Source organism: Roseibium sp. Sym1 (assembly GCF_027359675.1).
GTDB lineage: Bacteria > Pseudomonadota > Alphaproteobacteria > Rhizobiales > Stappiaceae > Roseibium.
The window spans coordinates 553,122-577,966 of the sequence record NZ_CP114786.1 but is presented as its reverse complement, the minus strand read 5'-3'; the positions used below and the strand labels follow the sequence as shown (position 1 = coordinate 577,966).

The following is a 24,845-nucleotide window of genomic DNA, read 5'->3' as shown; positions in this document are numbered from 1 at the left end:
AGGAACCGAGATGAGAAATCTGACGAAACACATGGCTGTAAGCCTTTTCTGCCTGCTTGCCGGCGGATTGGCCGCAAAGGCCCAGGTCGTGACGATTGCCACGGGTGCCCAGGGATCGCTTGCCTACAATTCCGGCCAGGCCGTTGCCAAGGTCGCCAACGATGCCGGCATCACCGCGCGGACGCAGCCGCTCGTGGGCTACCTGCCGCTGATCAACAGCGGCGAGGTCGATTTCGGTTTCTCCAATGGTGTTGAAGCGGAATACGCGCTCAGCGGAACGGGAAACTATGACCGGGCGCATCCGGAGCTGCGGCTGGTGGGTACCATGTTTCCCCTGACCACGGGGCTGATGGCGCCGTGCGATCTCGGGCTCAAGTCGATTGCGGACGTCAAGGCCAAGGCCTCCGAGCTTCGCATCGCTTCCGAATATACCTCGTCGACGATCATACCCTTCTACATCGCCGGCGGTCTCGCCAATGGAGGCCTTTCCTATGACGACTTCCAGAATGTTCCCGTTGCGAGTTTCGTCGCGGGGATCAATGCGCTTGGGGACGGGCTGGTCGATATTGCGCTGGTCAGCCTCAATGCCGGGGCCGGGCAGCAGGCCTCGGTGAAGCTGCAGTCGCGCGGCGGGCTTTGTTATATATCGCTGGATGACAGCGAGGAAGGCAAGGCGGCCTTCAAGGAGTACCTGCCCGCCGGAAACCTGGTGACGCTGCCGCAAAACGACAACATCAATGGTCTGCAGGACAACGGTGCAACGATCATGCAGATTCCGTGGGTCATGCTGACCAATGCCTCGGTCGACGAGGATCTGGTCTACACCCTCACCAAGTCGGTTGCGGAAGGCAAGGATGCCCTGAAGGCCTCGTTCGGTGCATTCGGCCGTGCCAAGACGGAAGCCATGGCGCCGGCGAGCGCCGTCGAGTATCACCCCGGTGCCCTGAAATACTACCAGGAAGCCGGCATTCCCGTCGGCAAATAACCTTGGGTCCTGACCCTAGTCGGAGGGCTGCATTTGCAGCCCTCCCTTCATCCCGAACACTCAGGAAGATGAACCATGATGACGACACTGACTGCGGCAGACGGTCACGAATTCGAATGCTGGATTGAACCTGCGCAAGGCGAGCGCAAGGGCGGACTGGTCATCCTGCAGGAGATCTTTGGCGTGACGGATCAGCTGAAGGGCGTCGCAAGTCGTTACGCGGCTTTGGGATACCAGGTCGCGATACCCGCCCTGTTCGATCGCCGGGAACGCGGTGCCGTCATTCCCTTCGGCGAGGCTCTGCGCGGCCGGGACCTGATGCTGGCGTCCGACCAGGCTGAAACCATGGCGGATGTCGCCGCTGCCGTGGATCACCTGAAATCGGACGGCGGCAAGGTTGCCGTCATGGGGTTTTGCTGGGGAGGCGGCCTCGCCATCCGCGCCGCACAGAAACTCGACATCGCCGGAGGTGTCGCCTTCTACGGAACACGTCTGCCGCAATATCTCGATTGTCCGCTGAAGGCGCCGGTCCTTGGTCATTTCGGCACGAGCGACGACCACGTGCCACCGGAAATGCTCGACCAGGCGAAGGCCTATCTGCCGGAACTCGAAGTGCACATGTATGACGCCGGACACGCCTTCGCCAACGACGCAAGGCCGTCCTACGTGGCAGGTGCCGCCGATCTGGCGCATCAAAGAACGGAGGCGTTTCTCGAAAAGGTGATCGGCTGACGGCGCGGCGACGGCCGTGCCGGGCACTTGCCCTAGTCCGCAACACCCGTCATGGGGCGACGGAGAGCGCCGTGACGGTGTGGTGGTCGATGAACATGCCGGTACGGACGGTGACTGGGCAAGAGGCGTCGACCAAGATATATGGCTCGTCTCGTTCCTCGATTATGATCTGGGATATTTCGACAACAATGAGAACCGCGTCGAACCGGCAAAAAACCCATTCACTCCGGAGAAAGTGTAAACTCTCTCTCCGGTATCAAATGTAAACCATGTGACAAGAATGGACCAATGCCCGACCTGAGACATAGGTGACAAAACGTTCCGGACACATAGGTAACACTTTCCGTTTTTCGGGAGGTGTCGATGCCGTGGCAAGAGGTGTCCAAAGTGGAGGAACGTCTTCGTTTCATCGCCCGTCTGTTGGATGGCGAGGGCATGAGTGCGGTTTGCCGTGAGTTCGGCATCTCGCGCAAGACTGGTTACAAGATCTGGAACCGTTATCGACGCGATGGGATGGAAGCGTTGTGCGACCGGTCGCGCCGGCCGGTTCGCTACGCCAACCAGCTTCCCGAGCAGGTTGAGCGCCTGATTGTCTCGACACGGCAGGAGAAGCCGCACTGGGGCGCGCGCAAGATCCGGGAGGTGCTGGTCAGGAAGCTGGCCGGCGATGTGCGTATCCCGGCACAAAGCACGGTGCATGCGGTTCTTGACCGGCACGGCCTTGTCAGCAGAGCCCGCAAGAGGCGGCGCGCCAACAAGGCCGCAGGCACGCCTCTTTCGGCTGGTCTTGCCCCCAACGATCTCTGGGCAGCGGATTTCAAGGGAGAGTTCAAGCTGGGCAACCGGCACTACTGTTACCCTTTGACGGTCACCGACCACGCGTCCCGTTTTCTGCTGAGCTGCGAGGCCTTTGACTCAACGAAGGAAACGCCGGTCATGGACGCCTTCCTCGCCCTGTTCAAAGAGCGCGGCTTGCCGTCGGCGATCCGCACGGACAACGGCTTGCCGTTCGCATCGCCAAACGGGCTCTACAACTTGTCAAAGCTGTCGGTGTGGTGGCTGCGTCTGGGGATCGGCATCGAGCGTATCAAGCCAGGCCACCCGCAGCAAAACGGCCGGCACGAACGCATGCATCTGACCTTGAAGAAGGAGGCCACCCGACCGCCAGGCATGAACAGCCTTCAGCAGCAGGCCAAGTTCGATGCCTTCATGAAGGAATTCAACGAGGAACGACCTCATGAAGCGCTCAGAATGAAGACACCGGCGGAAGTCTACACAGCCTCATCAAGGCAATATCAGGGCCTGCCGGACCTGGACTACCCCTTCCATGACAGGGACGCCCTGGTCACCGCATGCGGACGAATCTGCATGCATCGCAAGAAGATCAACGTCTCGACCGTTCTGGCCGGTCAGAAACTCGGGATCAAGGAAGTGGAAGAGGGAATTTGGCTGATCAGCTTCATGAGCTATGATCTGGGATACATCGACCTGGAGCAGAGAACACTACAGACAATCGACAACCCGTTCGGCGCGAGGTTGTAACCCATGTCTCCGGTACAAACTGTTACCTATGTCTCCGGATCGGACACAAAATCAAATGGCGGACAGAGAGGGATTCGAACCCTCGATACGGTTGCCCGTATACACGCGTTCCAGGCGTGCGCCTTCAGCCACTCGGCCACCTGTCCGTTCCAAGCGTCAACCGCTGGAGTGGGGCGCAATATACCCATGACGCGGTCAAGCGCAAGCTCCTGAAAGATTTTTTTTTAAGCACCGTTGCGGCTGTGGATTCCTTGCCGAAACATCGTAGAAATCCGGATCGTTCCGGCGGTCATTTTACAGTGAGACTTTGGCACAAGTCACAGGAATGTGTTGCATATCAATTCTTGTTGTATTGAGGGATGCTATTACCCTAAAGGAATGCTCAAGATCCTGCGGTTATGATTTTTAGACCGTCAGGAGCACGGGCTTTACGAGTATTACAGTCACAAGGCTTGCAGCGTAGCGATGTTTGGTATTTTGAAATTTATATTCCGCGTGCTTGGATACGGCCTCCTTGCGGTGGCGATCATTGCCGGCATCTCCGATGCCAGTTCCTCCATTGCCCTGTCCCGGGTTCACCTGGCTCCGCTTGGTCAGGTGTGGTTCGACCTGTCTCCCGAATCGCTCAACCTCGCCCAGGCGGTCGTTCAGCGCTATCTTCACCCGGGCCTCTGGGACCCGGCCATCCAGACCATGCTGACCTGGCCGGTCTGGGCCGTGTTCGCGCCGCTTGGACTTGTGTTCCTGTGGCTCGGCGCCAAGCGTCGTCGCCAGCGGGTGCAATTCGCCTGAGCCGGTTAGCAGGACGGCGATGCCAAGGCCGCCAATGAGACGATGCTCACGTTCGCACACCTCGGTGTGAAGCCTCTTGGAAAGCAGGTCAGGCTGCGCCACATTATGGCCTGACCATTCCGACCGCCCGACCGTTGCCGGTGTACCCGCAACGCTCCGGTCCCCTGAGGAGGCCCGCCATGTCGTTCATGACCATGCTGACAAAAAAATTCTCGCTGCCGGCCAAGGACGAGGCGCTTCCGGGGCGCGCCCAGGAAATCCGGCCGTCGGAACCGCATTTCGTCAACGGCAACCCGCTGACGGGACCCTATCCGGAGACGATGAAGACCGTCCTGTTCGGCATGGGCTGCTTCTGGGGAGCGGAGCGGCTGTTCTGGCAGCTGCCCGGCGTTCACGTCACGGCCGTCGGCTATGCGGGCGGCCACACGCCAAACCCGACCTACCACGAGACCTGCACCGGCCGGACCGGCCACACCGAAGCGGTTCTGGTGGTGTACGATCCTTCGGTCGTCTCCCTGTCCGACCTTCTCAAGGTCTTCTGGGAAAGCCACGACCCGACACAGGGCATGCGCCAGGGAAACGACACAGGCACCCAGTACAGGTCGGCGATCTATGTGGGCTCGGATGAGGACCTTGCCCTGGCCGAGACCTCGAAACAGGCCTACCAGGAAGCGTTGAAGGCCGGAGGGGTCTCCAGCTCGATCACGACGGAGATCCGCCAGCTGGAAACGTTCTATTTCGCCGAGGATTATCACCAGCAATATCTTGCCAAGAACCCCGGCGGCTATTGCGGGATCGGGGGCACCGGTGTTGCCTGCCCGGCCGGGCCCGTTCACGGTGCCTGAACCGGGGGACTGTGACCCTTATGCAAGCGGTTCATAACTTTACGGCGATTTCCAGCAACGGCCACCAGTGATCAAGTTTATCTCCTGCGCAGCCGGAGATAAATTTGCGTTTTCAGTATTATAGGCCCCGTTTTTCAGTCTTTGTTAAAGTTGGTCTGCGTACATTTTCGCAACGCACCCGCGTTGAGGAATGATTCGGTGTCCGGCTCGGCAAAACTCTTTGGCTCCGTCTATTTTCTGGCCTGCAGCGCAGTGGTCTCGGTTGCCGCGGTGCTGCCTTCCGGCAGCGGCGGGCCTGTTGCGGTCTTTTCCAGCCCCTGGGGAGACCCGGCCCTTGAGGTCATAGCCCGCGCCGAAGGCCGCATTGTCTATGCCGGCGGCTCGTCCTGGGTCGCGGTCACCGACCAGAGCGACCCGGCGCTGATCGGCAGGCTCTATTCTTCGGGTGCCGGATTTGTGGCATCGGCTCTGGTCGCACGCGCCTGTGCGGGCCTTGCCGGTACTTCACTGGAGAAGATGAATGAGTGATTTGGCTGAACAGGGATCCGGACTGGATACCTTCCGCGAAAAGTTTTCCAGGATCGTGATCTACTTCACCTGGTTCAACGTCTTTCTCGTCATGGCGACGGCATTCTGGATGGGGCAGGTCTCCCTTGTGGCAATGTGCGGCGGAGCCTTGCTGCTCGGTGTCGCGGCGACCGGGACATGGCTGAAGTTCGGTGCGGGCCTGGAGACGCGGCTGGCGACGTCCATGTCGCTGGCCGGGCTTGTCGCGTTGCTGGTTGCCTCGCTGGCGGCTCCGGAAGGCCAGGTCAGCTATCAGCTGGACGGCCACATGTACTTTTTCGCGGTTCTGGCCATTCTGGCCAGCTGGGTCGACTGGCGTGCCCTTGTCAGTTATGCCGCCGTTGTCGCCGTGCATCATCTTGTCCTGAATTTCACCCTGCCGTGGGCCGTGTTCCCGGATGGCGCGGATTTCAGCCGGGTCGTGCTGCATGCGGTGGTCGTCGTGGCTGAAGTCGGTGCGCTCTGGTGGATGACCAACAATCTCGCCAACGCCTTCGGTGCCTCCGACCGGGCCCGCCTCGAGGCGGAAGCGGCGCGCCAGGAAGCGCTTCACCTGCAGGAGCAAAGGGCCGAGCAGGACGAGGACAAGCTCGCCAGGCAGCAGGCCGTCAACGACCGGATCGTCGCTTTCCAGAACGAGATTTCGTCCAAGCTGGACAGCGTCGGTCAAAAGGTCCGCGAGATGCGCGGCGCCGCCGAGGAACTTGGCTCCGTTGCCGAGGGGACCACCGGCCAGGCCGCGTCCGTTTCGGAAGCCTCCGAGACGGCCTCCTCCAACGTCCAGATGGTGGCTTCGGCTGCCGAGGAACTGTCGTCCTCCATCGCCGAGATCTCGCGCCAGGTGGAACAGACCACCGGCATCGTCGATCAGGCAACGGCCAACGCCCAGACCAGCAACCAGAAGGTGGCCGGGCTCGCGGAAGCCGCCAACCGGATCGGTGAGGTTGTCACCCTGATCCAGGCCATCGCCGAACAGACCAACCTGCTTGCCCTCAACGCCACCATCGAGGCGGCCCGGGCCGGGGAAGCCGGCAGGGGTTTTGCCGTGGTTGCGGCGGAAGTCAAGGAACTGGCAACGCAGACCTCCAAGGCAACTGAAGAAATCGGCGCGCAGATTTCCGCGATCCAGGCGGAGACCAAGGGGGCCGTGGAATCGATCGGTGCGATTGCGGGAATCATGGACGAGGTCAACAGCTACACGGCGGCGATTGCCGCGGCCGTGGGGCAGCAGGGCGCGGCGACCCAGGAAATTTCCCGCAATGTCGCCGAAGCGGCGAACGGTACCGGCCGGGTCGCGGAAAATGTCGGCGGTGTGCGGGAATCGATTGAACGCACCAACCGCTCCGTCAGCGACATGACCGGGGCCACGGAGCTGCTCGAAAGCGAGGCGCAGGACATGCGCCGGGCCATCGACAACTTCCTGAAGGATGTGGCTGCCTGACAGGGCCGCCTTTTTGAATTGCGAAGACCGGCCCGCAACGGCCGGTCTTTTTTTGCGTGCCGTCTCCCGTCTCCCGTCTCCCGTCTCCCGTTTCCCGTCTCCTGGCGCCCCGCCGGGCTTGACCTGATGTCGCATGGATGCCATGAGCCGCTCCTTGTGAACCACGCATCCGGGGCCGCCCGCGCTACCATGCGGGCCACCTGGACCTGAAAACTGCTGAACCCGATGCCTGAGCGCGCCTTACAGCCCGGATCGATCCTGCTCCTGGACCTTCTGAAACAGCAGTCTGCCCTGCTGTTCCAGGCGCCGTCCGAGATCGTTACCTGCACCCGCCTGGAAGAGGTGAAGGCCTGCCTGGCCCGCCTGGAAACCGCCCAGGCTGCCGGGCTGCATGCCGCCGGGTATCTTGCCTATGAACTCGGTTACGCGTTTGAAGACAAGCTGCGCCGGCTTTATGTGGAAACAGGCGAGCCGCTCATGTGGTTCGGTCTCTATCGGGAGCCCCTACGGATCTCCCTGCAAGAGGCCCGAAGCCTGCTTGCAAGCGCCGCCGGCGAAGGCGAGGCCCGCACCGGGGCACCCGGGTTCGACATGGACCGGACCGCCTATGACACGGCCTTTTCCGAAGTTCGGGATCATCTGGCCAGGGGCGACATCTACCAGGTCAACCTGACCCTGCGCGCCCGCTTTGCCCATGAAGGCTCCGCCGAGCGCCTGTTCCTCGACCTGCTGCGCCGGCAGCCGGTCGAATTCGCCGCCTTCCTGCGCCTGAACGACCGGACGGTCTTGTCCCTGTCGCCCGAGCTGTTTCTGGAACGGCGGGGCACACGTGTGAGCACCCGCCCGATGAAGGGCACCGCGCCGCGCGGACGCTATCCGTCCGAAGACACGCGCATTGCCCGCGAACTGGCAACCGACCCGAAGCAGCGCTCCGAAAACATCATGATCGTCGACCTGATGCGCAACGACCTGTCGCGCATCGCGCAAACCGGTTCGGTCAAGGTCACCGGATTGTGTGAGGTCGAACGTTACCGGAGCCTGCACCAGATGACCTCGACGGTCGAAGCTGACGTGCCCGCGCCGGTGGGCTTTGCCGAGATCATCGAGAACCTGTTCCCCTGCGGCTCGATCACGGGCGCGCCGAAGCTGAGCGCGATGCAGATTGCCCACGATCTGGAGACGGGTCCGCGCGGCGTCTACACGGGATCGATCGGCCACCTGGCGCCCGGTGGCGATTTTCGCCTGAACGTCGCCATCCGCACGCTGGTGCTGCGGGCGGACGGAACCGGCGAGGCCGGGGCCGGGTCCGGGGTCGTCTTCGACAGCGGTGCCGCGCCCGAATATGACGAGTGCGCCCTGAAGCTCAGGTTCCTGTCCGAGGCCGTGCCCGAATTCGAGCTGATCGAAACCATGGCCCATGACCCGGCGGAGGGTTACCTGCTGCTCGAGCGCCATCTCGGACGCCTGCGGATCTCAGCGGATTATTTCGGTTTTCGCTTCGATGAAGAGCATATCCGGGCGGCGCTCCTGGAGGCAGCGGAGACCTTCTCGGGTTCGCGGCGCGTTCGCCTGCTGTTGAACGCGGAAGGGGCGGTGAGCGTGACGGCGACGGATCTGGCGCCGGTGGACGGCGCCACAGTCTTCAATCTGGCACTCGCTGCCGAGACCACCCATTCGGGCAACCGGTTCCTTTATCACAAGACCACCAACCGGGCCTTTTACGACGATACGCGTGCGCGGTATCAGGCCGGGACCGGCTGCCAGGAGGTCCTGTTTCAGAACGAGGCCGGTTTCCTGACCGAAGGCAGCTACATGACGCTGTTCCTGAAGAAAGACGGCCGCCTGATGACACCGGCCCTGCGCCACGGCCTGTTGCCGGGAACCCTGAGGGCGGGACTGCTGGAGCGGGGCCTGGCTGTCGAGGCCGACCTGACCCGCGACGACCTCGACACCGCGGACGAGATCCTGGTCGGCAATTCGGTCAGGGGGCTGGTTCGGGCACGGATCATGAGCCGCAGCGCCGCGCAGCGGACGTCGGTAGCGCGCATACGGCAGGCGGGATAGGCCTGCATCGGGCGAGAGGGTGCGGAACCAACCTCGGTCAGTTGTTCGAAGACGGCCGGCATTCTTCTGCTGCGCCATCCCGGACACAGCGGAGCGGAGATCCGGGATCCCGTATCCCCGGCAAATATTTTATAACGAAGTCATTGGTTTACTCGGAGCCTGCCTGCGCAGGGACAGCCATCGAACTGTTTCACCTCAATCTCGGATCTCGACGCAAATCAACAAGGGCCAGCTTCCCTCGATGCCCGGGGATGACGTCGCGACCGCTTGAATGCCTGGCGCGTTCCGCACGTGAAATCAGAGATATTTCAAAACCGAAAATGCAACTCTTGCGACAGGTCAATGCCCTGCCGGGAAATCCCGAGCACCCTGATCGCGTTGAGGCGAATGCGGCAGGGGAGGCGTGTCCGGTAGCAGCGAGAGGGAGAGCGAAATGGCCGAGGAATTCAGTGAAAGAGTTGAGGTAACCGTCAGCGACGACGACAGGCGGGTGACGGTCCGGCTAAGCGGCCGCACGGGCCAGATTTCAGCCGGCGGCAACGGGCTCGATGGTTATCTGTTCCTTCGCAGCGATGACGGTGAGGAGCGGGTCCGTCTCGATGGCCGCGCCGGCAGTCTTTATGCAGGCGGTAACGGCGCGTCCGGCCGGGCCTTCATCAGCAAGACGGTGACCTCCGGCAGCCATTCGGCCGATCATGTCTCGATCAGCCTGGATGGCCAGAACGGCAACCTGCGTGCCGGCGCCAACGGGGCCGACGGCGACCTGCTGCTGTTTCCGGGCCGCGCGGACGACATTCGCGAGGATCGGGCGGCAACGATCTGGCTCGACAGCGGCAACGGCAACATCCGCGCCGGCGGCCATAGCACGGATGGCGACGTGCTGCTGTTTCCGCCGAATGCGGACGACATCCGGCAGGATAGCCAGGCCTCGATCTGGCTGGACGCCGGGCGCGGCAACATCGCCGTCGGCGGCAACGGGCGCGACGGCGACCTGCTGCTGTTCCCCAGGACAGCGACCATCGCCACCGACGAGACGGCGCAGTCGACCGTCTGGATCGACGGCGACAGCGGCAACATCCGTCTGCAGGGCGGGCTCATCCCGAAATTCGGGCCCGCAAACGACACACGTACGGGCGGTTACTCCACGGACGAAGGCTATGTGGCAGCCTTCGAAGGCAGACTGCGCCACGGCAAGGTCGACTTCACCTACGAGAACGACGAGGGATCGGGAGACCGCCGCAAACTGCGCAACATCCACATCTATCACCCGCTGCTGCACGAGAACTCGATTGTTTACGCGACATCGCATGCCGGCGAGCCTTGCGTTGCAACCGTGTCGTACCTGCCGCGGGCGGACGTGACGGGACACTCCGGCTACTTCATCGATCTTCATCCGTTGAGCAAGATGTCGCCCGGCCGGAACGTGAAGGTGGTCTACTGGATCATGAACTGACGCGGAACGCAGTCTGCAATGTCCCGGCCCGTCGCCGTTCTCAGGCCCGGGAAAGCTAGAGCCTTTCCCGGTTGGATTGAGGTATTCTGCCGGAGACGATTTGGTTCAAGGCCGAGAGATTTGACGAAGATCGTGCTGGCCGCACGGTCGAGGCGAAGCGCGACGGCATTGGACCAAACCGGCCCGGCCCTGCAGGTTTGCGTCCGGCGGACGCCTGCTTTGTCGGGCCACTTGCCCATAGCCCCGCTATGGGCTTCATGCCCCTCCGCGCTGATCGCCTCGCCGGACGAAAAACAGAATGCCTCAATCTGACCGGGAAAGGCTCTAATGGCGAACGTGCTACGTCCCGCCTTCCCAGGCCACCAGCTCAAGCTCCGGCCAGAGCGCCGTCATCCTCGCGCCCTTTTCGGCATAGGTCTCCTGGTTGGGCTGCAGGTAGTTCGGCACCAGGCGCATGGCGAAGAGATTGGCGAGACCGAAGGGGGCGTGAACGACGAGGCGGCCGCCGTCGTCGAGGCGGGCAGCAACCGCGTGGGTGCGGGCGGCATAGGTGGTGAGACTGTCCATCGCACAGTCCAGCGGCCGGTAGGGCCGTCCAAAACGCTGTTCGTACCAGAGGTGTACACGTGCCTGGTTGCGGACTTCCAGCAGACCGGCGAAGTCCGGCAGGGCGGTGTCGACCCTGGTGATCACGGCGTCCTCCGCGTCGTAGGACAGGTCTGTACCGTCGAAATAGATGATGTCGAAATCCTTGATGCCATGGAAGAGCGGGCGCTCCGTCAGGATGTTCCAGACAGTCTGGTAGATCCCGCCCGAGACCAGCCAGGCATCGGGGAGGGCGAGGTCACGCAACGTGTGCAGGATGGTCATGACATGCGGTACCGACGCAAGGATTTGCGCAAGGGCGTCAAGCCGGTCCTGTTCGCTTGCGGCATAGGGGTCTGCGAGCCGGTTGTATGCGGCCGGAAAACGGGTCTTGCTGGTCATCGCGGCGTCCTTTGCTCCGGTCGGGAAACCTAACCGATTCCGGGGTCGATGAAAGCCGGTTGTCGCTGTGCCGGCCCCGTGCCGGAAAAGTTGATCGACTTGCCCGGTGACCCGTGGCCGGAACCTTGACACACTGCCGTCAGGCACCATCTCATCGAATGACAGGACTGTTCGGGACAATCACATGCACACCTTGCTGACAAAACTGGCCATTGCCGTTCTGGCGACCGGAACCACGCTGGCCGGTGCCGGCGTTTCCCAAGCCCAGTCCGGACGGCCGAATTCGACGACCATGACCTGTGCGCAGGTGCAGGCCCTGATCAACCAGCGCGGTGCCGCGGTCATCAGCACGGGCCGGTACACATTCGACCGTTACGTGGCCAACCGGAATTTCTGTCAGCACGGGGAGGTCCTCTACAAGGACTACATTCCGACCCGGGACACCAATCGCTGCTACGTGCAGCGCTGCCAGGAATTCCAGCGCTGGCGGTTCGACTAGGTGGCGTTGAGGACAAGCAGGTTGGGAGCCGCAAGGATGCGGCAAAGGCAGAGGAAACGGGACGGACTTCCAGCTTCCCCGTGGATGGCAGGTGTCTGCCTGGCGGTGTTGTGTCTGGAGGCAGCGCCGGCTCATGCCCAGTCCGCACGTCCCGATACCCGCAAGATGACCTGCGAGCAGGCCCAGGACCTTGTCAGGAAGAACGGCAGCCTTGTGATGACAACCGGCCCGACAACCTTCGACAGATTCGTGGCCGATGCGCGCTACTGCATGCCGCAGACCAGGCAGGTACGCGCAAAATTCGCACCGACCAGCAACAACCCGGACTGTGCCGTGGGGTACAGATGCTACCAGAACCGACGTGAGCGCTAATTCGCGCAGGGCAACTGGAAGAGCTTACTTTCTGAAAGACAATTTATCGGATATTCAGAGTTTACCTTCATTCTCGTTCCACGGGAATCAGGGAGACTTTCCGTGCATGAAGTGCGGTTCACAATTATGAAATAAGGTTTGCCTATTTCTGGCAAAATGCCCAATTAATACATCAGTCAGCCTGAGCAGGCCGGTCAGTACTTGCAATTAACGGGAAAGATACAATGAAGCAACTTTTAATTGCATGTCATGCCGGGAGGTCTGTTGTCTTCTTGTTAATGTGTTTTGCACTGATCCCTGCCGCGCATGCCCAGACACGGCGGCAGCCGGACACCACCAAGCTGACCTGTGCCCAGACACACGAACTCATCAACCGCTTCGGCAGGATCAACCTGAAGTCCGGGCCCCACAAGTTCGACCGTTACGTCACCAACAGGTCGCAGTGTTTCACGGGGCAGACGGTGCGCACGACATTCGTGCCGACCATCGACAGCAAGAGGTGCTCCGTACTGATTTGCGCGGAAACAGGGCATCGGAACAACTAGGCCGCGTTCCGAACTGCTACGGTAAATTCCGGAAAATTGGACGGATCCGTCCCGGTCTGCCGCGCGGTGAGTTCCGCGCGGCCGGTTCGCATCACAGGGCCTCAGCGCCTCAAGGTGCCGCCGGTGGCCTTTTCGACATTGGCGATGATCTTCTGCGCCACGGCATCGATTTCCTCATCGGTCAACGTTTTCTGCCGCGGTTGAAGCAGCACGTCGATCGCGACCGACTTCTGGCCTTCCGGAACGCCCTGGCCTTCATAGATGTCGAACAGGGTCACATCGCCGATCAGGTTTTTCTCGGCGCCGCGGGCAGCCTTCAGAAGGGTTTCCGCGGTGACATCCCTGGCCATCAGGAAAGCGAAATCGCGACGTACGGGCATCAGGTCGCTTGAATTGGGCGCACCCTTTGAGCGTCCCCCCTTGCCCTTCGGCTGCGGCAGGGCGTCGAGATAGATCTCGAATGCCGCGAGCGGGCCTTCAATGTCGAGTTTCTGCAGCGTGCGCGGATGAATTTCGCCGAACACGGCCAGCGTGTTCTTCGGCCCAAGCTTGAGGCAGCCGGAACGGCCCGGATGGAACGTGGAAGGCGCGTCGGTCGTGACCTGAAGCCTGTCGACCGGCGCACCGATCGCGGCAAGCGCCGCTTCGGCGTCCGCCTTGGCGTCGAAAACGTCCACATTCGCGGAGGCGCCCGACCAGTGGCGTCCAGGCCCCTGCAGCTTGGCCGTGCCACGGCGCACGCCGGCCGCGGCCATCTTCTGTCCTTCCGGCGTGTCGTCCCGGAAGACCTGGCCGACCTCGAACAGGGCAACATCGCCATAGCCGCGGTCGGCATTGCGCTGGGCCGCCGCGAGCAGACCCGGCAGCAGGCTCGGGCGCATGTCGGACATCTCGCTGGAGATCGGGTTGGCCAGCGCCAGATCGGCTCCGCCGCCGCCGAACAGTTCGGCCTGGTCCTTGGCGATGAAGGACCAGGTCACGGCCTCGTTGAATCCGCGCGCGGCCAATGCCCTTCGCGCCCGGCTGCGGCGGATCTGGCCGGTGGTCAGCACCTTCTGGCCCACTGTTCCCGTGCGCGGCAACGGCGTGAACGGCACGCGGTCAAGCCCGAGTATGCGCACGACCTCTTCCACCAGATCGGCCTTGCCCTCGATGTCCGGACGCCAGCTCGGTGCCGCGACCTTGACCGTGTCACCGGTGCCGGAGATCCAGAAGCCCAGGGATTTCAGCGTCACATTGGCCTCGACAGGGGTCACATCGACGCCGCTGAGCCGTTTGATTTCCGCATAGGGGAAGGTGATGATGTTGCTGCTGTCGGGAAGGCCGCCGGTCTGGACCGCCTCGGACGGCTCGCCGCCGCACAGGTCCAGAACCATGCGTGTCGCCTGTTCCAGCCCCGGCATCATGTAATTGGGGTCCACGCCGCGCTCGAACCGGTAGCGGGCATCGGTGTTGACGCCGAGCTTGCGTCCGGTGGCGGCGATGTCGTCCTCGTCCCAGAGCGCGGACTCGATCAGGACGTTGACCGTGCCCTCGGTACAGCCGGACGGCTCGCCGCCCAGGATGCCGCCGAGGCTCTCCACGCCGTTGTCGTCCGAAATCACGCAGACGCTGTCGTCGATGTCGTAGGACTTGCCGTTGAGGCCGTCGATTTTCTCGCCCGTCTTGCCGCGGCGGACCACCAGATTGCCGTGGACCTTGTCCGCGTCGAAGACGTGAAGCGGCCGGCCCTGGTCGAACGTCATGTAGTTGGTGATGTCCACCAGGATGTTGATCGGCCTGAGACCGATGGCGGTCAGGCGGTCCTGCAGCCATTTTGGCGACGGGCCGTTCTTCACGCCCTTGACCAGACGCAGGCCGAAGGCCTTGCACATCGGCTTGGTGTCGCCGAAGTCGAGCGTCACACCGACGGGGCAGGGATAGCTGCCGCGAACCTGTTCGTGGCTGCGCTCCTTCAACTTGCCGAGGCCTGCGGCGGCAAGGTCCCGGGCAATGCCGTAGACACCGGTGCAATCCGGGCGGTTCGGGGTCAGGCCGATCTCGATCACGGGCTCGTCCAGTCCGGCCCAGGCGGCATAGGTCATGCCGACCGGAGCATCCCCGGGCAGATCGATGATGCCGTCATGCTCGTCGGACAGTTCCAGCTCGCGCTCCGAGCACATCATGCCGAAGCTTTCCACGTCGCGGATCTTGCCCACGGACAGCGTCACATCGAGACCCGGGATATAGTCGCCGGGCTTGCCGAGCACGCCGACAAGGCCGGCGCGGGCGTTGGGCGCGCCGCAGACGATCTGGATCGGATCGCCCTCGCCGGTGTCGACTTTCAGCACGCGCAGCCGGTCCGCGTTCGGGTGCTGCTCGGCCTCCAGGACCCTGGCGATCCGGAAGCTCTTCAGCCGGTCGGCCTTGTTGGTGACTTCCTCGACTTCCAGCCCGATCATGGTGAGACGTTCGACGATCTCGTCCAGGCTGGCGTCGGTCTCAAGATGCTCCTTGAGCCAGGAAAGTGTGAATTTCATGTGTCAATCTCTTCAAATTTCTGGCGGCGCGCGATGGGCCGCGAAACGGGCGAATGGCGGGCTCAGTTGCCGAGCCGGTCGACTTCGGGCAGGACCGTGGCGGCGCCGTAATTCTGGGCGAAGCGCCGGCCGATATCGGAGAAGTCGTTGGTCCAGCTGCGCACCATGTCCGGCGTGATCTGCTGCTTGGTTGCGATCGCCTGGGCGGCTTCCGTCTCGATCTTGTCGCGCAGGATGCCAAGCTCGACCTGAGCCGCATATTCCGCCCGGTACTTGCCGAGCCAGCCCGTGGCGACGATCACCACCATCACAAGGAGCGCGGCCGTGCTGGTCAGGCCGGCCCACTTGGCGGTGCCGCCGATGCGCCGGTCGCTGGCGATCAGCACGATCGACGCGATGGTCAGGAAGGCCACGATATAGATGGCCTGCAGGAAACTCTGGTATTTCTCCGCGGAACTCGCCTCGTGACCGGCGCGCAGGCGGGTGATCCGGTCACGAAGGTACAGCAGGGCATCGGCCTCGGTGCCGAGCTTCTCGCGAAAATAGGTGTCGCAGAAGCGCAAGCGGCCGCGGCTTTCGATTTTTTCCGCGCAGGCCTCCAGGAAGGAGGTCGGTGAAGCCACGCGTGTGTCCTTGTCTGCGGTCTGGGCGGCCGCCGGCAGCGCGGCTGCGACAAGCAGCAGGAAGACAACTGAAATGCGGATCAGCAAAGACATGAGTGTTCGCCCCCGTTCCGAAGGTTAGCTGGACAACCCGCCGAACAGCGTCGGCAGGTCGAGAGGGCGGAAGCCGTAATGCTGGATCCAGCGCACATCCGCGTCGAAGAAGGCCCGGAGATCCGGCATGCCGTATTTCAGCATGGCAATACGGTCGATGCCCATGCCCCAGGCAAAGCCCTGGTAGACATCCGGATCAAGGCCGCAGTTGCGGATCACGTTCGGATGCACCATGCCGCAGCCGAGGATTTCAAGCCAGTCCTCGCCCTGGCCGATCTTGACCTCGCCGCCGGAGCGGTCGCACTGGATGTCGACCTCCATGGACGGTTCGGTGAACGGGAAGAAGCTCGGTCGGAACCGCATCTTGATGTCGTCGACCTCGAAGAAGGATTTGCAGAACTCGTGCAGGATCCATTTCAGGTGGCCGAAATGGCTTTCCTTGTCGATGACGAGGCCTTCGACCTGGTGGAACATCGGCGTGTGGGTCTGGTCGCTGTCGCACCGGTAGGTCCGGCCCGGGATGATCACGCGGATCGGCGGCTCCTGATTGCGCATGGTGCGGATCTGCACCGGCGAGGTATGCGTGCGCAGCAACAGGCGGTCACCGTCTGCCTTCTCGTTGAAGAAGAATGTGTCGTGCATCTCGCGCGCCGGATGGCCTTCGGGAAAGTTCAGCGCGGTGAAGTTCAGCTCGTCCGTTTCGACATCCGGGCCCTCGGCAATGGAGAAGCCCATGTCGGCGAAGATCGCGGTCAGCTCGTCGATCACCTGGCTGACCGGGTGGATCCGGCCCGTTTCCGTCGGCGCGGGGCGCAGCGGCAGGGTGACGTCGACGGTTTCGCTGGCAAGGCGGCTTTCCAGCGCGGCTTCGGCGAGAACGTCCTTGCGGGCGGAAATCGCCTCGGTGATCTTGGCCTTCAGGCCGTTCAGCGCCGGGCCCATGACCTGGCGTTCTTCCGGGGTCATCTTTCCGAGCGTCTTCATCTGCTCGGAAATCTTGCCCTTCTTGCCCAGGGCCTGGACGCGGACCTCTTCAAGAGCGGTTTCCGTTTCCGCTCCGTCGATGGCGGACAGAAGGTCGGTTTCAAGTGTATCGAGATTGGACATGCGTGCTCAGGTACCGGTTCGCGCGCGGCGCGCGCTTGAAGTCGAAACAGAAAGTCGGGGTCTTTTAGCGAATAATGGCTCGGAAGGCCACGGCCTCGAACGCATTATTGCGTGACACCCCGGTGAAGAAAAAAGCGCGGAAACAAGAGCGCCTTAGCGCATAAATCGTCCGCAGGCGGGGCCCTGCAGCTCGATGAGGCGCACGGCATCAGCCCCAAGGCGGCAGTCGCCTTTGGCTGTGTTTGAACAGCAGAGAAGTGCGGTGCGGTTGCTCATGCGCGTCAATCTACCCAAAGCCGGGAAGATGGCAAGCGGAAAAGGCGTCTGGGCTACCTTGATGAGCCATTCCCGAAAAAACGCGGTCCTTCCCCCCCTCTGCGTCATCCTGAGGAAGCGCAAAGCGCTGTCTCGAAGGATGGGCCGCTTGCGCCAACCGGGTGGCGGATCCTTCGAGACGGACCTTGCGGTCCTCCTCAGGATGACGCTGATGGGTTGGAGAGGACAGGTGGCGGCTGATGCTCTTCACTCCGTTACAACATCAGCCCCCTTCGGCCGTCCGATCGAGGCTTGCAATTCCTCCTTGAGCCAGACGCCGAAGGCCTGCTTGGCCTTTGTCCGGGGCGCGTTTTTTCCGCTGATCAGCCAGTAGGCGAGACCGGTTGCCGGACGCTCCGGGAAGGGGGCGATCACCTGGCCGGACTTGACGGCGTAGACGGCGAGGGTCTCCCAGGCGAGGAACACGCCCTGGCCGGCAATGGCGGCGTCGAGGCACAGGGAACCGTCGGAGAAGGTTGGACCGTCCTGCAGAATGCTCTCATCGAGGCCGAAGAGATCGAGCCAGGTCTTCCAGGTGAACATCTGGCCCGGATCGCGGATGATCGGCAGCTTGCCGATGTCCCTCGGTTCCCTGATCTCCCTGGCGAGCGCCGGGCTGCAGACCGGGAAAATCCGCTGGTTGAGCAGCTTTTCCGCGTTGAGGCCGGGGTAGGGGCCGTTGCCGACCCGGATGCACAGGTCGACATCGCTGGTGTCCGGATCGACCAGATCTACGGTGGCTTCGACGCGCACCCGGATGCCCGGATGGGCCTTGCTGAAATTCTTCAGGTGCCAGACCAGCCACTTGCCGGCAAAGACAGGGGCAACCGAAATGGTCAGCGCGTCCTCTCGGCCGCGTTCGGTCGTGGCGATGGCCGTCGACAGCGATGACATGGCGCTGGTCAGGTGCGGCTGCATCGCCAGCACGTGAGCCGTCGGCAGCAACGCCCGGTTCCGGCGCTCGAACAACTGCACGCCAAGCTGGGCCTCGGTCTTCTGGACCTGCTGGCTGACGGCGCCCACCGTCACGCCCAGTTCGTCGGCGGCCGCCTTGATGGAGCCGAGCCGGCCGACGGCTTCCACCGCGCGCAGGCCGGACAGATGGATGCGGTTAAGGTTTTTCATTTTAGATTTTCTAAAGCGAAATCCAAGAGAAGTCGATTTTTTTCGGAAGAGGCGGGGCGTATATACGCAGCATAGCTAAATTCAGAAAAAGGAATTTGGCCATGAGAAAAACAACAATAAGGAGATTGAACCTCATGATGAAACTGTTTATGCGCCGTCAGTTCCGTGCAACCCCGGCAACGTCCTACGACCGCGCCGATCCGCTGTCCCATCCGGCTGTTGTCCGCATGAGCCAGCGCGAACTGGCCGACCTGCCGCTCAACCGGCGTTGATACCAACCGGCTGTGAGGCCGGTTCCCGACATTTCTGATCGGCCTCAAACAGGCTGGCCGGTTGGACAGACCAGGACCAGAAAACGGCGCCTGGGCTTCGGCCCGGCGCCGTTTCTGTTTGTCCGAACCGGTGTTCAAAAGCCCTGGAACAGGAAATCGGTCGCGGCGGTAATGTCGTCCCGGTATTTCCCGAGGTTACAGACGACATCTCCGAGTTCGGCAACCGGAATTGCAGCCATGTGCTGGGTTAGCATCACATACGTCTCGCCGTCGATCTTGAACAAAGGATTCAACCGAGAGACATGGCTGCCGATCTCGTCTTTTGGAACCAGCGGCGCCACGATCCGCGTATTGAAGCCGTCGAGCAGATTGGCCTGCAACTCCAGCGCCAGGTAGGTTGAATCTTCCAGGCGCCGAACGTCCAGTCGAGCCATCAGAACTGCCGGTGCCGGTCAAAAGGGAGACCTTTTTCGTCGACAAAGGCATTGGCGGCTTCAATGGCACCCGCATTCTCCAATCGCCACAGTCGTTCGCGTTCCGCTTTGACTGCGCGCGACAGGCCGTCTTCGGCTGCCTTGCTCAGGTCGACCTTCAGGTCTCCGGCCTGTCTTGCCAACCGGGGATCCACCGGAATGGAAACGGGTGTCTTGGGTGCCATCGAACTCTCCGCCAAACTGGAAGGAGAGTACAATGGATGGTTGGGCGTGCAAAGCGTGAAGAGCTGGCTCGCTGCTTATGCCACTGCCGGGACCTTGTCCGCGTATTGCGCGATGCCGTTGCCGAAGGACCAGTTCTCGAGCTTCGTCTCCACCAGGTTGATGAAGATGTCCTCCGGGCGCACGCCCAGTTCCCGTACCAGACCGGTTGCGATCCGTTTGAAAAGTGCCTGTTTCCTTTCGACGGTCCGCGTGTCGCTGACGGTCAGCAAGATCAGGATCAGGTCGTCGGACCGGGCGATGTTCATGTAATGCCGGCCGAAGACGAAATCTTCCTGAGCGTGTTCCGTGATGGTCATGAAACGGTCGTCGGCGGGCACGTCGAAAGTTTCGCGCATGGCCTCGTAAATCTCGTTCAACAGCGTCTTCTTCTGCGCTTCCGTCTTCGATCCCTTGCGGATGGATACCTGTGTCAGCGGCATGGGAGTTTCCTTTTCAGCTCTGATAACGACAATTGGGCGTGAGCCCGATGACCTCTCCCGGTGGGAGAGGTCGGACCACAGGTCCGGGTGAGGGGACAAACGGTGAGTTATTCGAAAAAGGTTTGCCCCCTCACCCCAGCCCTCTCCCAATGGGAGAGGGAGATTTTTTCTGCCCGGTAGCTGGTCCGACGCCAAATTAGCTCCGGTAGATAAATAAGAAAAACAAATCTTTGATATTTCAAAAATTCGATTTACAAATGAATGCATGACCGACCTCGAGATAGACCTCCTGCGCGCCTTCGCGCGCGTCGCCGACACCGGCAGCTTCACCCAGGCCGGCAAGATGCTGGGTGCGAGCCAGTCGGCGGTGAGCATGAAGATCAAGAAACTGGAAGAACGGCTGGGCGATGCGCTGCTCGCCCGCTCGCCGCGCTCCGTACGCCTGACCCCGTTCGGAGTGCGCTTCCTGAGTGATGCCCGCAGCCTCATTGATCTGCACGACCGGGTGGCCGCGCGGGTGAGCGGGACGGACACCGCAAGACGGTTTCGCCTCGGCATCAGCGACCATGCCGCCGGGGACCGCTTGCCGCGGATCATCACCTCGCTGAGCCATGCGCTGCCCGGCAGCCAGTGGCATGTGACGGTCGGTCAGTCGGATGATCTCTTCAAGGACTACAAGGCCGGTCTCTTCAACGCGGTCATGGTGCGTTCGGAAGATGTCGAGGCCCCCGGCCTGACCGCCTTCGAGGAAGAGCTCGTGTGGACGGCCTCCCGGGACTTCGTCTGGGAGACCGGCGCTGCGTTTCCCCTGGTTGCCCTGACGGGCAGCTGTGCGATCAGGAAACTGGCAACAGCCGCCCTGAACGAGGCCGGGATCGTCCACGAGGATGTCTTCACCGGCACCGGCGTCAGCGCGGTCCAGGCAGCCGTCAGTGCCGGTCTCGGTATCGCCTGTCTCGACCGGCGCAACATGCCGGAGGGCTGCCGGGATATCGGTGACGTGTACAGGCTGCCGGACCTCCCCCGGACACGGATGGCGCTGTTCAGCCGGGAGGCGGAACCGGTCAAGTCGGCCATTCTGAAAGCGTTCCAGGAGACCGGTTGAAGGTCTTGACTTGGAGTCGCTCCAGGCAACTAGCCTGCGAGACGCAAACGAAGAGCAGGACCCATGCGGATATCTGAAGTCTCCACCCTGTGCGGCCTGAGTGCCGATACCATTCGCTATTACGAGAAGTCGGGGATCGTCCCGGCCATAGATCGCGGTCCGGACGGGCTGCGCCGGTTCTCGCCGGAAAATGTCGAATGGCTCACCTTGCTTTACTGGCTGCGCAAGACCGGCATGCCGATGAAGGAGATGCAGCGCTTCGCGGGCCTTTACCGGCAGGGCGACCGGACGATATCGGAACGCAGGACCCTGCTCCTCAATCACGCCAACCGTTTGAAGGAAAGGCGCGATGAGCTGGACCGGTGCGAGCAGGTGCTCGCCCATAAACTCGCCGCCTATGACAGGATTGAAGGAGAGACGTCATGAAGATCATCGTTGTTGGAGCGGCAGGGGACATCGGACGGGCGGTCTGCGCGGAGCTGTCCGGGCGCCATGACGTGATCACGGCCGGACGGACGTCCGGTGATATTCGCGTCGACCTCGCAGATGAACCCAGCATCGCGGAAATGTACCGGGCCACCGGCCGCGTCGACGCGGTTGTCTGTGCCGCGGGCGAGGTCGAATTCGGCCGCTTGGCCGAGATGACCGGCGACAAATACCTGTTCGGGTTGAAGAACAAGGTGCTTACCCAGATCAATTTGGTGCTGGCCGGATTGAACGCCGTGAGCGACGACGGCTCCTTCACCCTGACCAGTGGCATGCTCGACCGGGATCCGATCCGCGTGGGCTCAGGCTCGGCGACCGCCAACGGCGCACTCGCCGGCTTCGTCAAGGCGGCCGCCATCGACATGCCCCGGGGCCTGCGCGTCAATGTCGTCAGCCCGGGTCTGCTGGAAGCCTCGGCGGAGAAATACGGCAGCTGGTTCCCGGGCTTCGAACAGGTGTCGTCGAAGCGGGTCGGCCTTGCCTATCTGAAATGCATCGAGGGCGGACTGACCGGGCAGATGGTGCCCGTGGACTGACGCCGTCCGGCTCAGGACTTTTTCACGAATTCGGTCAGGATGACAATCCGCTGGTCGTTGACCCGGCCTTCGATCTGGGCCGGGTTGTCGGCGACGAGGCTTATGTTGCGGACGGCGGTACCGCGCTTGGCGGTGAAACCGGCGCCCTTGACCTTGAGATCCTTGATCAGGGTGACGGTGTCGCCGGAGCTCAGAACGGCGCCGTGCGTGTCCTTGTGGACCACCCCTGTGTCTACATCCGCTTCGCCGGTGTCGAGACCCGCCTGTGCCCAGGCAAGCGTGTCGTCGTCCAGGTAAAGCATGTCCAGAAGGTCGCGTGCCCAGCTTTCGTCCGGCAGTCTCGTGAGCAGGCGATAGGCAGTCACCTGGACCGGCGCAACCTGGCTCCAGGCGGCTTCGTTGAGGCAATGCCAGTGCTTGGGGTCGAGGTCGCTGGTGCCTGAAATCTGGTCCGCGCAGGCGCTGCAGGCGAGGACCGCCCTGTCCGCCGTGCCGTCCGCGTCCGGACCGACATCGAGCGGCTGCAGGGCTTCGGTGGCACCGCAGAATTCGCAGACGTTGCCGGCGCGGTCACGAAGGGTTTGTTCAAGGCTCATGGCGGTTCCTTGTTGGTCGAGGCTGAGCGGATCTGTGTCAGCTTGCTGGATCGGATTTGGTCGGCAAGGCCGACATCATCCGCAATTGGCATCCCGGTTTGGCGAGGCTTGGACCGGGACCTGGTAAACCCAAGCATTGTCAAAGAGCGGACTGGACTCCAAATGCTTGTGCTGTGCGAAACCCGACTGTTTCAGCCCGCTCGACGGTGCTGCGCATCTTCCCCTCACGGGCGTTTGCCCCTCCAATCAATCCACTGGATCGATTGGTCACGCGATGCGTGACCGGGGCTCACTCATCCATCTTCAGGGCCTGGATGAAGGCTTCCTGGGGGATCTCGACCTTGCCGAACTGGCGCATCTTCTTCTTGCCCGCCTTCTGCTTTTCCAGCAGCTTGCGTTTGCGGGTGGCGTCGCCGCCGTAACACTTGGCGGTCACGTCCTTGCGCAGGGCGGAGATGGTCTCGCGGGCGATCACCCGGCCGCCGATGGCGGCCTGGATCGGGATCTTGAACATGTGCCGCGGAATGAGGTCTTTCAGCTTCTCGCACATGGCGCGGCCGCGGCGTTCTGCCTGGCTGCGGTGCACCAGCATGGAGAGTGCGTCCACCGGTTCGTCATTCACCAGGATCGACATCCTGACCAGATCGCCCGCCCGGTAGTCGGAGAGCTGATAGTCGAAGGAGGCATACCCCTTCGAGATAGATTTCAGCCGGTCGTAGAAGTCGAAGACCACTTCGTTGAGCGGCAGGTCATAAGCCACCAGGGCACGTGAGCCGACATAAGAGAGGTCCACCTGAATGCCGCGCCGCTCCTGGCAGAGCTTGAGGATGCCGCCCAGATAGTCGTCCGGCGTCATGATCGTTGCCCGGATCCAGGGTTCGCGGATCTCGTTGATCTTGACCACATCCGGCATGTCCGCCGGATTGTGCAGGTCGATGTCCGATCCATCCGTCAGCGACATCTGGTAGACGACCGACGGCGCGGTCGCGATCAGGTCGAGGTCGAATTCGCGGTAAAGCCGTTCCTGGATGATTTCCAGGTGCAGCAGGCCGAGGAAGCCGCAGCGGAAGCCGAAGCCAAGCGCGGCGGAGGTCTCCATCTCGTAGGAAAAGCTGGCGTCGTTGAGACGCAACTTGCCCATCGCGGCGCGCAGGTCGTCGAAGTCATTGGCATCGACCGGGAACAATCCGCAGAACACCACCGGTTGGGCAGGCTTGAAGCCCGGCAGCGCCTCGGCGCAGGGTTTCTTTTCGAGCGTGATGGTGTCGCCGACGCGGGTGTCGGCCACTTCCTTGATCGAACCGGTGATCACACCGATCTCGCCGGCCTTCAGCTCGTCCACCTGCAGGAATTTCGGGGTCATGACGCCGACGCGATCGATGTCGTAGGAGGCGCCCGTGCCCATCATCTTGATCTTCTGGCCCTTCTTCAGGGAGCCGTTGATCACGCGCACCAGCACCATCACGCCGAGATAGGTGTCGTACCAGCTGTCGACCAGCATGGCCTTCAGCGTGTCGTCCGGATCGCCTTTCGGCGCCGGCAGCTTGTGGACGATCGCTTCCAGGACGTCCTCGACACCGAGTCCGGTCTTGGCCGAGATCATGCAGGCCTCGGAGGCATCGATGCCGATGACATCCTCGATCTGCTCCTTGATCCGGTCCGGTTCGGCGGCCGGCAGGTCGATCTTGTTGAGCACCGTGACGATCTCGTGATCGTTGTCGATCGCCTGGTAGACGTTGGCGAGTGTCTGGGCTTCCACGCCTTGAGAGGCATCGACCACAAGCAGCGAGCCTTCGCAGGCCGCCAGCGAGCGGGACACTTCATAGGCAAAGTCGACGTGGCCCGGCGTGTCGATCAGGTTCAGCGTATATTGCTGGCCGTCCTTGGCATTGTAGATCAGTCGCACCGTCTGCGCCTTGATCGTGATGCCGCGCTCGCGCTCGATGTCCATCGAGTCGAGAACCTGCTCGGTCATCTCGCGGTCGGTCAGCGTGCCGGTCATCTGGATCAGGCGGTCGGCCAGGGTCGACTTGCCGTGATCGATATGGGCCACGATGGAAAAGTTTCGGATGTTGGAAAGCGTCTTCGTCGTCATGGCCGCCCCTT

General features: G+C 62.2%; 26 protein-coding genes and 1 tRNA gene. 16 read left to right on the top strand and 11 right to left on the bottom strand.

What is annotated here, in order from left to right; all coding sequences use genetic code 11:
• Nucleotides 1-10: 10 nt before the first annotated feature.
• The 3 genes from O6760_RS02665 to O6760_RS02655 all read left to right on the top strand — a co-directional run bounded on the left by O6760_RS02665 (nucleotide 11) and on the right by O6760_RS02655 (nucleotide 3,259).
• Nucleotides 11-985, top strand: a complete 975-nt coding sequence (locus tag O6760_RS02665; RefSeq protein ID WP_269583942.1) for a TAXI family TRAP transporter solute-binding subunit — start codon at nucleotides 11-13, stop codon at nucleotides 983-985.
• A gap of 75 nt (nucleotides 986-1,060) precedes the next feature.
• Nucleotides 1,061-1,717 carry a dienelactone hydrolase family protein gene (locus O6760_RS02660; RefSeq protein ID WP_269583941.1) on the top strand — a complete coding sequence of 219 codons (657 nt, stop codon included), beginning with the start codon at nucleotides 1,061-1,063 and terminating at the stop codon, nucleotides 1,715-1,717.
• A gap of 363 nt (nucleotides 1,718-2,080) precedes the next feature.
• Nucleotides 2,081-3,259: an IS481 family transposase gene (locus O6760_RS02655; protein WP_269583142.1), complete on the top strand. Its 1,179-nt coding sequence runs from the start codon at nucleotides 2,081-2,083 to the stop codon at nucleotides 3,257-3,259.
• A gap of 56 nt (nucleotides 3,260-3,315) precedes the next feature.
• On the opposite strand, the gene O6760_RS02650 is transcribed toward O6760_RS02655, so the two are convergent.
• Nucleotides 3,316-3,405, bottom strand: a tRNA-Ser gene (locus O6760_RS02650).
• Between the two features lie 331 nt (nucleotides 3,406-3,736).
• Here O6760_RS02650 and O6760_RS02645 point away from each other — a divergent pair.
• The 6 genes from O6760_RS02645 to O6760_RS02620 all read left to right on the top strand — a co-directional run bounded on the left by O6760_RS02645 (nucleotide 3,737) and on the right by O6760_RS02620 (nucleotide 10,421).
• Complete coding sequence (locus O6760_RS02645) at nucleotides 3,737-4,051, top strand: hypothetical protein (RefSeq protein ID WP_269583940.1); 315 nt, start codon at nucleotides 3,737-3,739, stop codon at nucleotides 4,049-4,051.
• A gap of 179 nt (nucleotides 4,052-4,230) precedes the next feature.
• Complete coding sequence (gene msrA / locus O6760_RS02640; protein WP_269583939.1) at nucleotides 4,231-4,896, top strand: peptide-methionine (S)-S-oxide reductase MsrA; 666 nt, start codon at nucleotides 4,231-4,233, stop codon at nucleotides 4,894-4,896.
• Nucleotides 4,897-5,094: 198 nt separating this feature from the next.
• Nucleotides 5,095-5,424, top strand: a complete 330-nt coding sequence (locus tag O6760_RS02635) for a hypothetical protein (RefSeq protein ID WP_269583938.1) — start codon at nucleotides 5,095-5,097, stop codon at nucleotides 5,422-5,424.
• Nucleotides 5,417-6,904, top strand: a complete 1,488-nt coding sequence (locus O6760_RS02630; RefSeq protein WP_269583937.1) for a methyl-accepting chemotaxis protein — start codon at nucleotides 5,417-5,419, stop codon at nucleotides 6,902-6,904. The genes O6760_RS02635 and O6760_RS02630 overlap by 8 nt, the downstream gene beginning before the upstream one ends.
• Before the next feature lie 225 nt (nucleotides 6,905-7,129).
• Complete coding sequence (pabB, locus tag O6760_RS02625; RefSeq protein ID WP_269583936.1) at nucleotides 7,130-8,968, top strand: aminodeoxychorismate synthase component I; 1,839 nt, start codon at nucleotides 7,130-7,132, stop codon at nucleotides 8,966-8,968.
• Nucleotides 8,969-9,401: 433 nt separating this feature from the next.
• Nucleotides 9,402-10,421, top strand: coding sequence for a hypothetical protein (locus O6760_RS02620; protein ID WP_269583935.1), 1,020 nt, complete (start codon nucleotides 9,402-9,404; stop codon nucleotides 10,419-10,421).
• Between the two features lie 339 nt (nucleotides 10,422-10,760).
• On the opposite strand, the gene O6760_RS02615 is transcribed toward O6760_RS02620, so the two are convergent.
• Nucleotides 10,761-11,408 (bottom strand): nucleotidyltransferase family protein, encoded by a 648-nt coding sequence (locus O6760_RS02615; RefSeq protein WP_269583934.1) that lies wholly within the window; start codon nucleotides 11,406-11,408, stop codon nucleotides 10,761-10,763.
• A gap of 184 nt (nucleotides 11,409-11,592) precedes the next feature.
• On the opposite strand from O6760_RS02615, the gene O6760_RS02610 reads away from it, so the two are divergent.
• From O6760_RS02610 to O6760_RS02600, 3 genes are all read left to right on the top strand, one after another.
• The gene (locus O6760_RS02610) at nucleotides 11,593-11,907 is read left to right on the top strand and encodes a hypothetical protein (RefSeq protein ID WP_269583933.1); all 315 of its coding nucleotides are present in this window, start codon (nucleotides 11,593-11,595) and stop codon (nucleotides 11,905-11,907) included.
• A gap of 36 nt (nucleotides 11,908-11,943) precedes the next feature.
• The gene (locus O6760_RS02605; RefSeq protein WP_269583932.1) at nucleotides 11,944-12,279 is read left to right on the top strand and encodes a hypothetical protein; all 336 of its coding nucleotides are present in this window, start codon (nucleotides 11,944-11,946) and stop codon (nucleotides 12,277-12,279) included.
• Nucleotides 12,280-12,551: 272 nt separating this feature from the next.
• On the top strand, nucleotides 12,552-12,824 hold the full coding sequence (locus O6760_RS02600; protein WP_269583931.1) for a hypothetical protein: 273 nt from the start codon (nucleotides 12,552-12,554) through the stop codon (nucleotides 12,822-12,824).
• Between the two features lie 101 nt (nucleotides 12,825-12,925).
• Here O6760_RS02600 and pheT read toward each other — a convergent pair whose 3' ends face one another.
• The 4 genes from pheT to O6760_RS02580 all read right to left on the bottom strand — a co-directional run bounded on the left by pheT (nucleotide 12,926) and on the right by O6760_RS02580 (nucleotide 18,606).
• Nucleotides 12,926-15,343 carry a phenylalanine--tRNA ligase subunit beta gene (gene pheT / locus O6760_RS02595; RefSeq protein WP_269583930.1) on the bottom strand — a complete coding sequence of 806 codons (2,418 nt, stop codon included), beginning with the start codon at nucleotides 15,341-15,343 and terminating at the stop codon, nucleotides 12,926-12,928.
• A gap of 62 nt (nucleotides 15,344-15,405) precedes the next feature.
• Entirely contained in the window at nucleotides 15,406-16,059 is a 654-nt protein-coding gene (locus O6760_RS02590; RefSeq protein WP_269583929.1) for a phenylalanyl-tRNA synthetase subunit alpha, read from the bottom strand.
• Between the two features lie 24 nt (nucleotides 16,060-16,083).
• Entirely contained in the window at nucleotides 16,084-17,166 is a 1,083-nt protein-coding gene (gene pheS, locus O6760_RS02585; protein ID WP_269583928.1) for a phenylalanine--tRNA ligase subunit alpha, read from the bottom strand.
• 522 nt (nucleotides 17,167-17,688) lie between these two features.
• Complete coding sequence (locus tag O6760_RS02580) at nucleotides 17,689-18,606, bottom strand: LysR substrate-binding domain-containing protein (RefSeq protein WP_269583927.1); 918 nt, start codon at nucleotides 18,604-18,606, stop codon at nucleotides 17,689-17,691.
• A 134-nt stretch (nucleotides 18,607-18,740) separates the two neighbouring features.
• Here O6760_RS02580 and O6760_RS02575 point away from each other — a divergent pair, with 134 nt between their 5' ends.
• Entirely contained in the window at nucleotides 18,741-18,878 is a 138-nt protein-coding gene (locus tag O6760_RS02575) for a hypothetical protein (RefSeq protein ID WP_269583926.1), read from the top strand.
• 134 nt (nucleotides 18,879-19,012) lie between these two features.
• Here O6760_RS02575 and O6760_RS02570 read toward each other — a convergent pair whose 3' ends face one another.
• The 3 genes from O6760_RS02570 to O6760_RS02560 all read right to left on the bottom strand — a co-directional run bounded on the left by O6760_RS02570 (nucleotide 19,013) and on the right by O6760_RS02560 (nucleotide 20,016).
• Nucleotides 19,013-19,312, bottom strand: a complete 300-nt coding sequence (locus O6760_RS02570) for a CcdB family protein (protein WP_269583925.1) — start codon at nucleotides 19,310-19,312, stop codon at nucleotides 19,013-19,015.
• Nucleotides 19,312-19,536, bottom strand: coding sequence for a type II toxin-antitoxin system CcdA family antitoxin (locus O6760_RS02565; RefSeq protein WP_269583924.1), 225 nt, complete (start codon nucleotides 19,534-19,536; stop codon nucleotides 19,312-19,314). The genes O6760_RS02570 and O6760_RS02565 overlap by 1 nt, the downstream gene beginning before the upstream one ends.
• 75 nt (nucleotides 19,537-19,611) lie before the next feature.
• Nucleotides 19,612-20,016 (bottom strand): tautomerase family protein, encoded by a 405-nt coding sequence (locus tag O6760_RS02560; protein WP_269583923.1) that lies wholly within the window; start codon nucleotides 20,014-20,016, stop codon nucleotides 19,612-19,614.
• 265 nt (nucleotides 20,017-20,281) lie between these two features.
• On the opposite strand from O6760_RS02560, the gene O6760_RS02555 reads away from it, so the two are divergent.
• The 3 genes from O6760_RS02555 (at nucleotide 20,282) to O6760_RS02545 (ending at nucleotide 22,143) form a co-directional block, all read left to right on the top strand.
• Nucleotides 20,282-21,121, top strand: a complete 840-nt coding sequence (locus O6760_RS02555) for a LysR family transcriptional regulator (RefSeq protein WP_269583922.1) — start codon at nucleotides 20,282-20,284, stop codon at nucleotides 21,119-21,121.
• A 63-nt stretch (nucleotides 21,122-21,184) separates the two neighbouring features.
• A complete protein-coding gene (locus O6760_RS02550; protein WP_269583921.1) occupies nucleotides 21,185-21,547 on the top strand; it encodes a MerR family transcriptional regulator in 363 nt (120 codons plus the stop codon).
• Nucleotides 21,544-22,143, top strand: coding sequence for a short chain dehydrogenase (locus O6760_RS02545; RefSeq protein ID WP_269583920.1), 600 nt, complete (start codon nucleotides 21,544-21,546; stop codon nucleotides 22,141-22,143). The genes O6760_RS02550 and O6760_RS02545 overlap by 4 nt, the downstream gene beginning before the upstream one ends.
• A gap of 11 nt (nucleotides 22,144-22,154) precedes the next feature.
• Here O6760_RS02545 and O6760_RS02540 read toward each other — a convergent pair whose 3' ends face one another.
• Nucleotides 22,155-22,739, bottom strand: a complete 585-nt coding sequence (locus O6760_RS02540) for a PhnA domain-containing protein (protein WP_269583919.1) — start codon at nucleotides 22,737-22,739, stop codon at nucleotides 22,155-22,157.
• Between the two features lie 289 nt (nucleotides 22,740-23,028).
• Entirely contained in the window at nucleotides 23,029-24,834 is a 1,806-nt protein-coding gene (gene lepA / locus O6760_RS02535; protein ID WP_269583918.1) for a translation elongation factor 4, read from the bottom strand.
• Nucleotides 24,835-24,845: the final 11 nt, after the last annotated feature.

What these genes read in the sequence shown, in the direction of transcription:
- O6760_RS02665 (WP_269583942.1), top strand. Translation starts at nt 11, where the DNA reads ATGAGAAATCTGACGAAACACATGGCTGTAAGCCTTTTCTGCCTGCTT.
- O6760_RS02660 (WP_269583941.1), top strand. Translation starts at nt 1,061, where the DNA reads ATGATGACGACACTGACTGCGGCAGACGGTCACGAATTCGAATGCTGG.
- O6760_RS02655 (WP_269583142.1), top strand. Translation starts at nt 2,081, where the DNA reads ATGCCGTGGCAAGAGGTGTCCAAAGTGGAGGAACGTCTTCGTTTCATC.
- msrA (WP_269583939.1), top strand. Translation starts at nt 4,231, where the DNA reads ATGTCGTTCATGACCATGCTGACAAAAAAATTCTCGCTGCCGGCCAAG.
- O6760_RS02630 (WP_269583937.1), top strand. Translation starts at nt 5,417, where the DNA reads ATGAGTGATTTGGCTGAACAGGGATCCGGACTGGATACCTTCCGCGAA.
- pabB (WP_269583936.1), top strand. Translation starts at nt 7,130, where the DNA reads ATGCCTGAGCGCGCCTTACAGCCCGGATCGATCCTGCTCCTGGACCTT.
- O6760_RS02620 (WP_269583935.1), top strand. Translation starts at nt 9,402, where the DNA reads ATGGCCGAGGAATTCAGTGAAAGAGTTGAGGTAACCGTCAGCGACGAC.
- O6760_RS02615 (WP_269583934.1), bottom strand. Translation starts at nt 11,408, where the DNA reads ATGACCAGCAAGACCCGTTTTCCGGCCGCATACAACCGGCTCGCAGAC.
- O6760_RS02610 (WP_269583933.1), top strand. Translation starts at nt 11,593, where the DNA reads ATGCACACCTTGCTGACAAAACTGGCCATTGCCGTTCTGGCGACCGGA.
- O6760_RS02605 (WP_269583932.1), top strand. Translation starts at nt 11,944, where the DNA reads ATGCGGCAAAGGCAGAGGAAACGGGACGGACTTCCAGCTTCCCCGTGG.
- pheT (WP_269583930.1), bottom strand. Translation starts at nt 15,343, where the DNA reads ATGAAATTCACACTTTCCTGGCTCAAGGAGCATCTTGAGACCGACGCC.
- O6760_RS02590 (WP_269583929.1), bottom strand. Translation starts at nt 16,059, where the DNA reads ATGTCTTTGCTGATCCGCATTTCAGTTGTCTTCCTGCTGCTTGTCGCA.
- pheS (WP_269583928.1), bottom strand. Translation starts at nt 17,166, where the DNA reads ATGTCCAATCTCGATACACTTGAAACCGACCTTCTGTCCGCCATCGAC.
- O6760_RS02580 (WP_269583927.1), bottom strand. Translation starts at nt 18,606, where the DNA reads ATGAAAAACCTTAACCGCATCCATCTGTCCGGCCTGCGCGCGGTGGAA.
- O6760_RS02575 (WP_269583926.1), top strand. Translation starts at nt 18,741, where the DNA reads ATGATGAAACTGTTTATGCGCCGTCAGTTCCGTGCAACCCCGGCAACG.
- O6760_RS02570 (WP_269583925.1), bottom strand. Translation starts at nt 19,312, where the DNA reads ATGGCTCGACTGGACGTTCGGCGCCTGGAAGATTCAACCTACCTGGCG.
- O6760_RS02565 (WP_269583924.1), bottom strand. Translation starts at nt 19,536, where the DNA reads ATGGCACCCAAGACACCCGTTTCCATTCCGGTGGATCCCCGGTTGGCA.
- O6760_RS02560 (WP_269583923.1), bottom strand. Translation starts at nt 20,016, where the DNA reads ATGCCGCTGACACAGGTATCCATCCGCAAGGGATCGAAGACGGAAGCG.
- O6760_RS02555 (WP_269583922.1), top strand. Translation starts at nt 20,282, where the DNA reads ATGACCGACCTCGAGATAGACCTCCTGCGCGCCTTCGCGCGCGTCGCC.
- O6760_RS02550 (WP_269583921.1), top strand. Translation starts at nt 21,185, where the DNA reads ATGCGGATATCTGAAGTCTCCACCCTGTGCGGCCTGAGTGCCGATACC.
- O6760_RS02545 (WP_269583920.1), top strand. Translation starts at nt 21,544, where the DNA reads ATGAAGATCATCGTTGTTGGAGCGGCAGGGGACATCGGACGGGCGGTC.
- O6760_RS02540 (WP_269583919.1), bottom strand. Translation starts at nt 22,739, where the DNA reads ATGAGCCTTGAACAAACCCTTCGTGACCGCGCCGGCAACGTCTGCGAA.
- lepA (WP_269583918.1), bottom strand. Translation starts at nt 24,834, where the DNA reads ATGACGACGAAGACGCTTTCCAACATCCGAAACTTTTCCATCGTGGCC.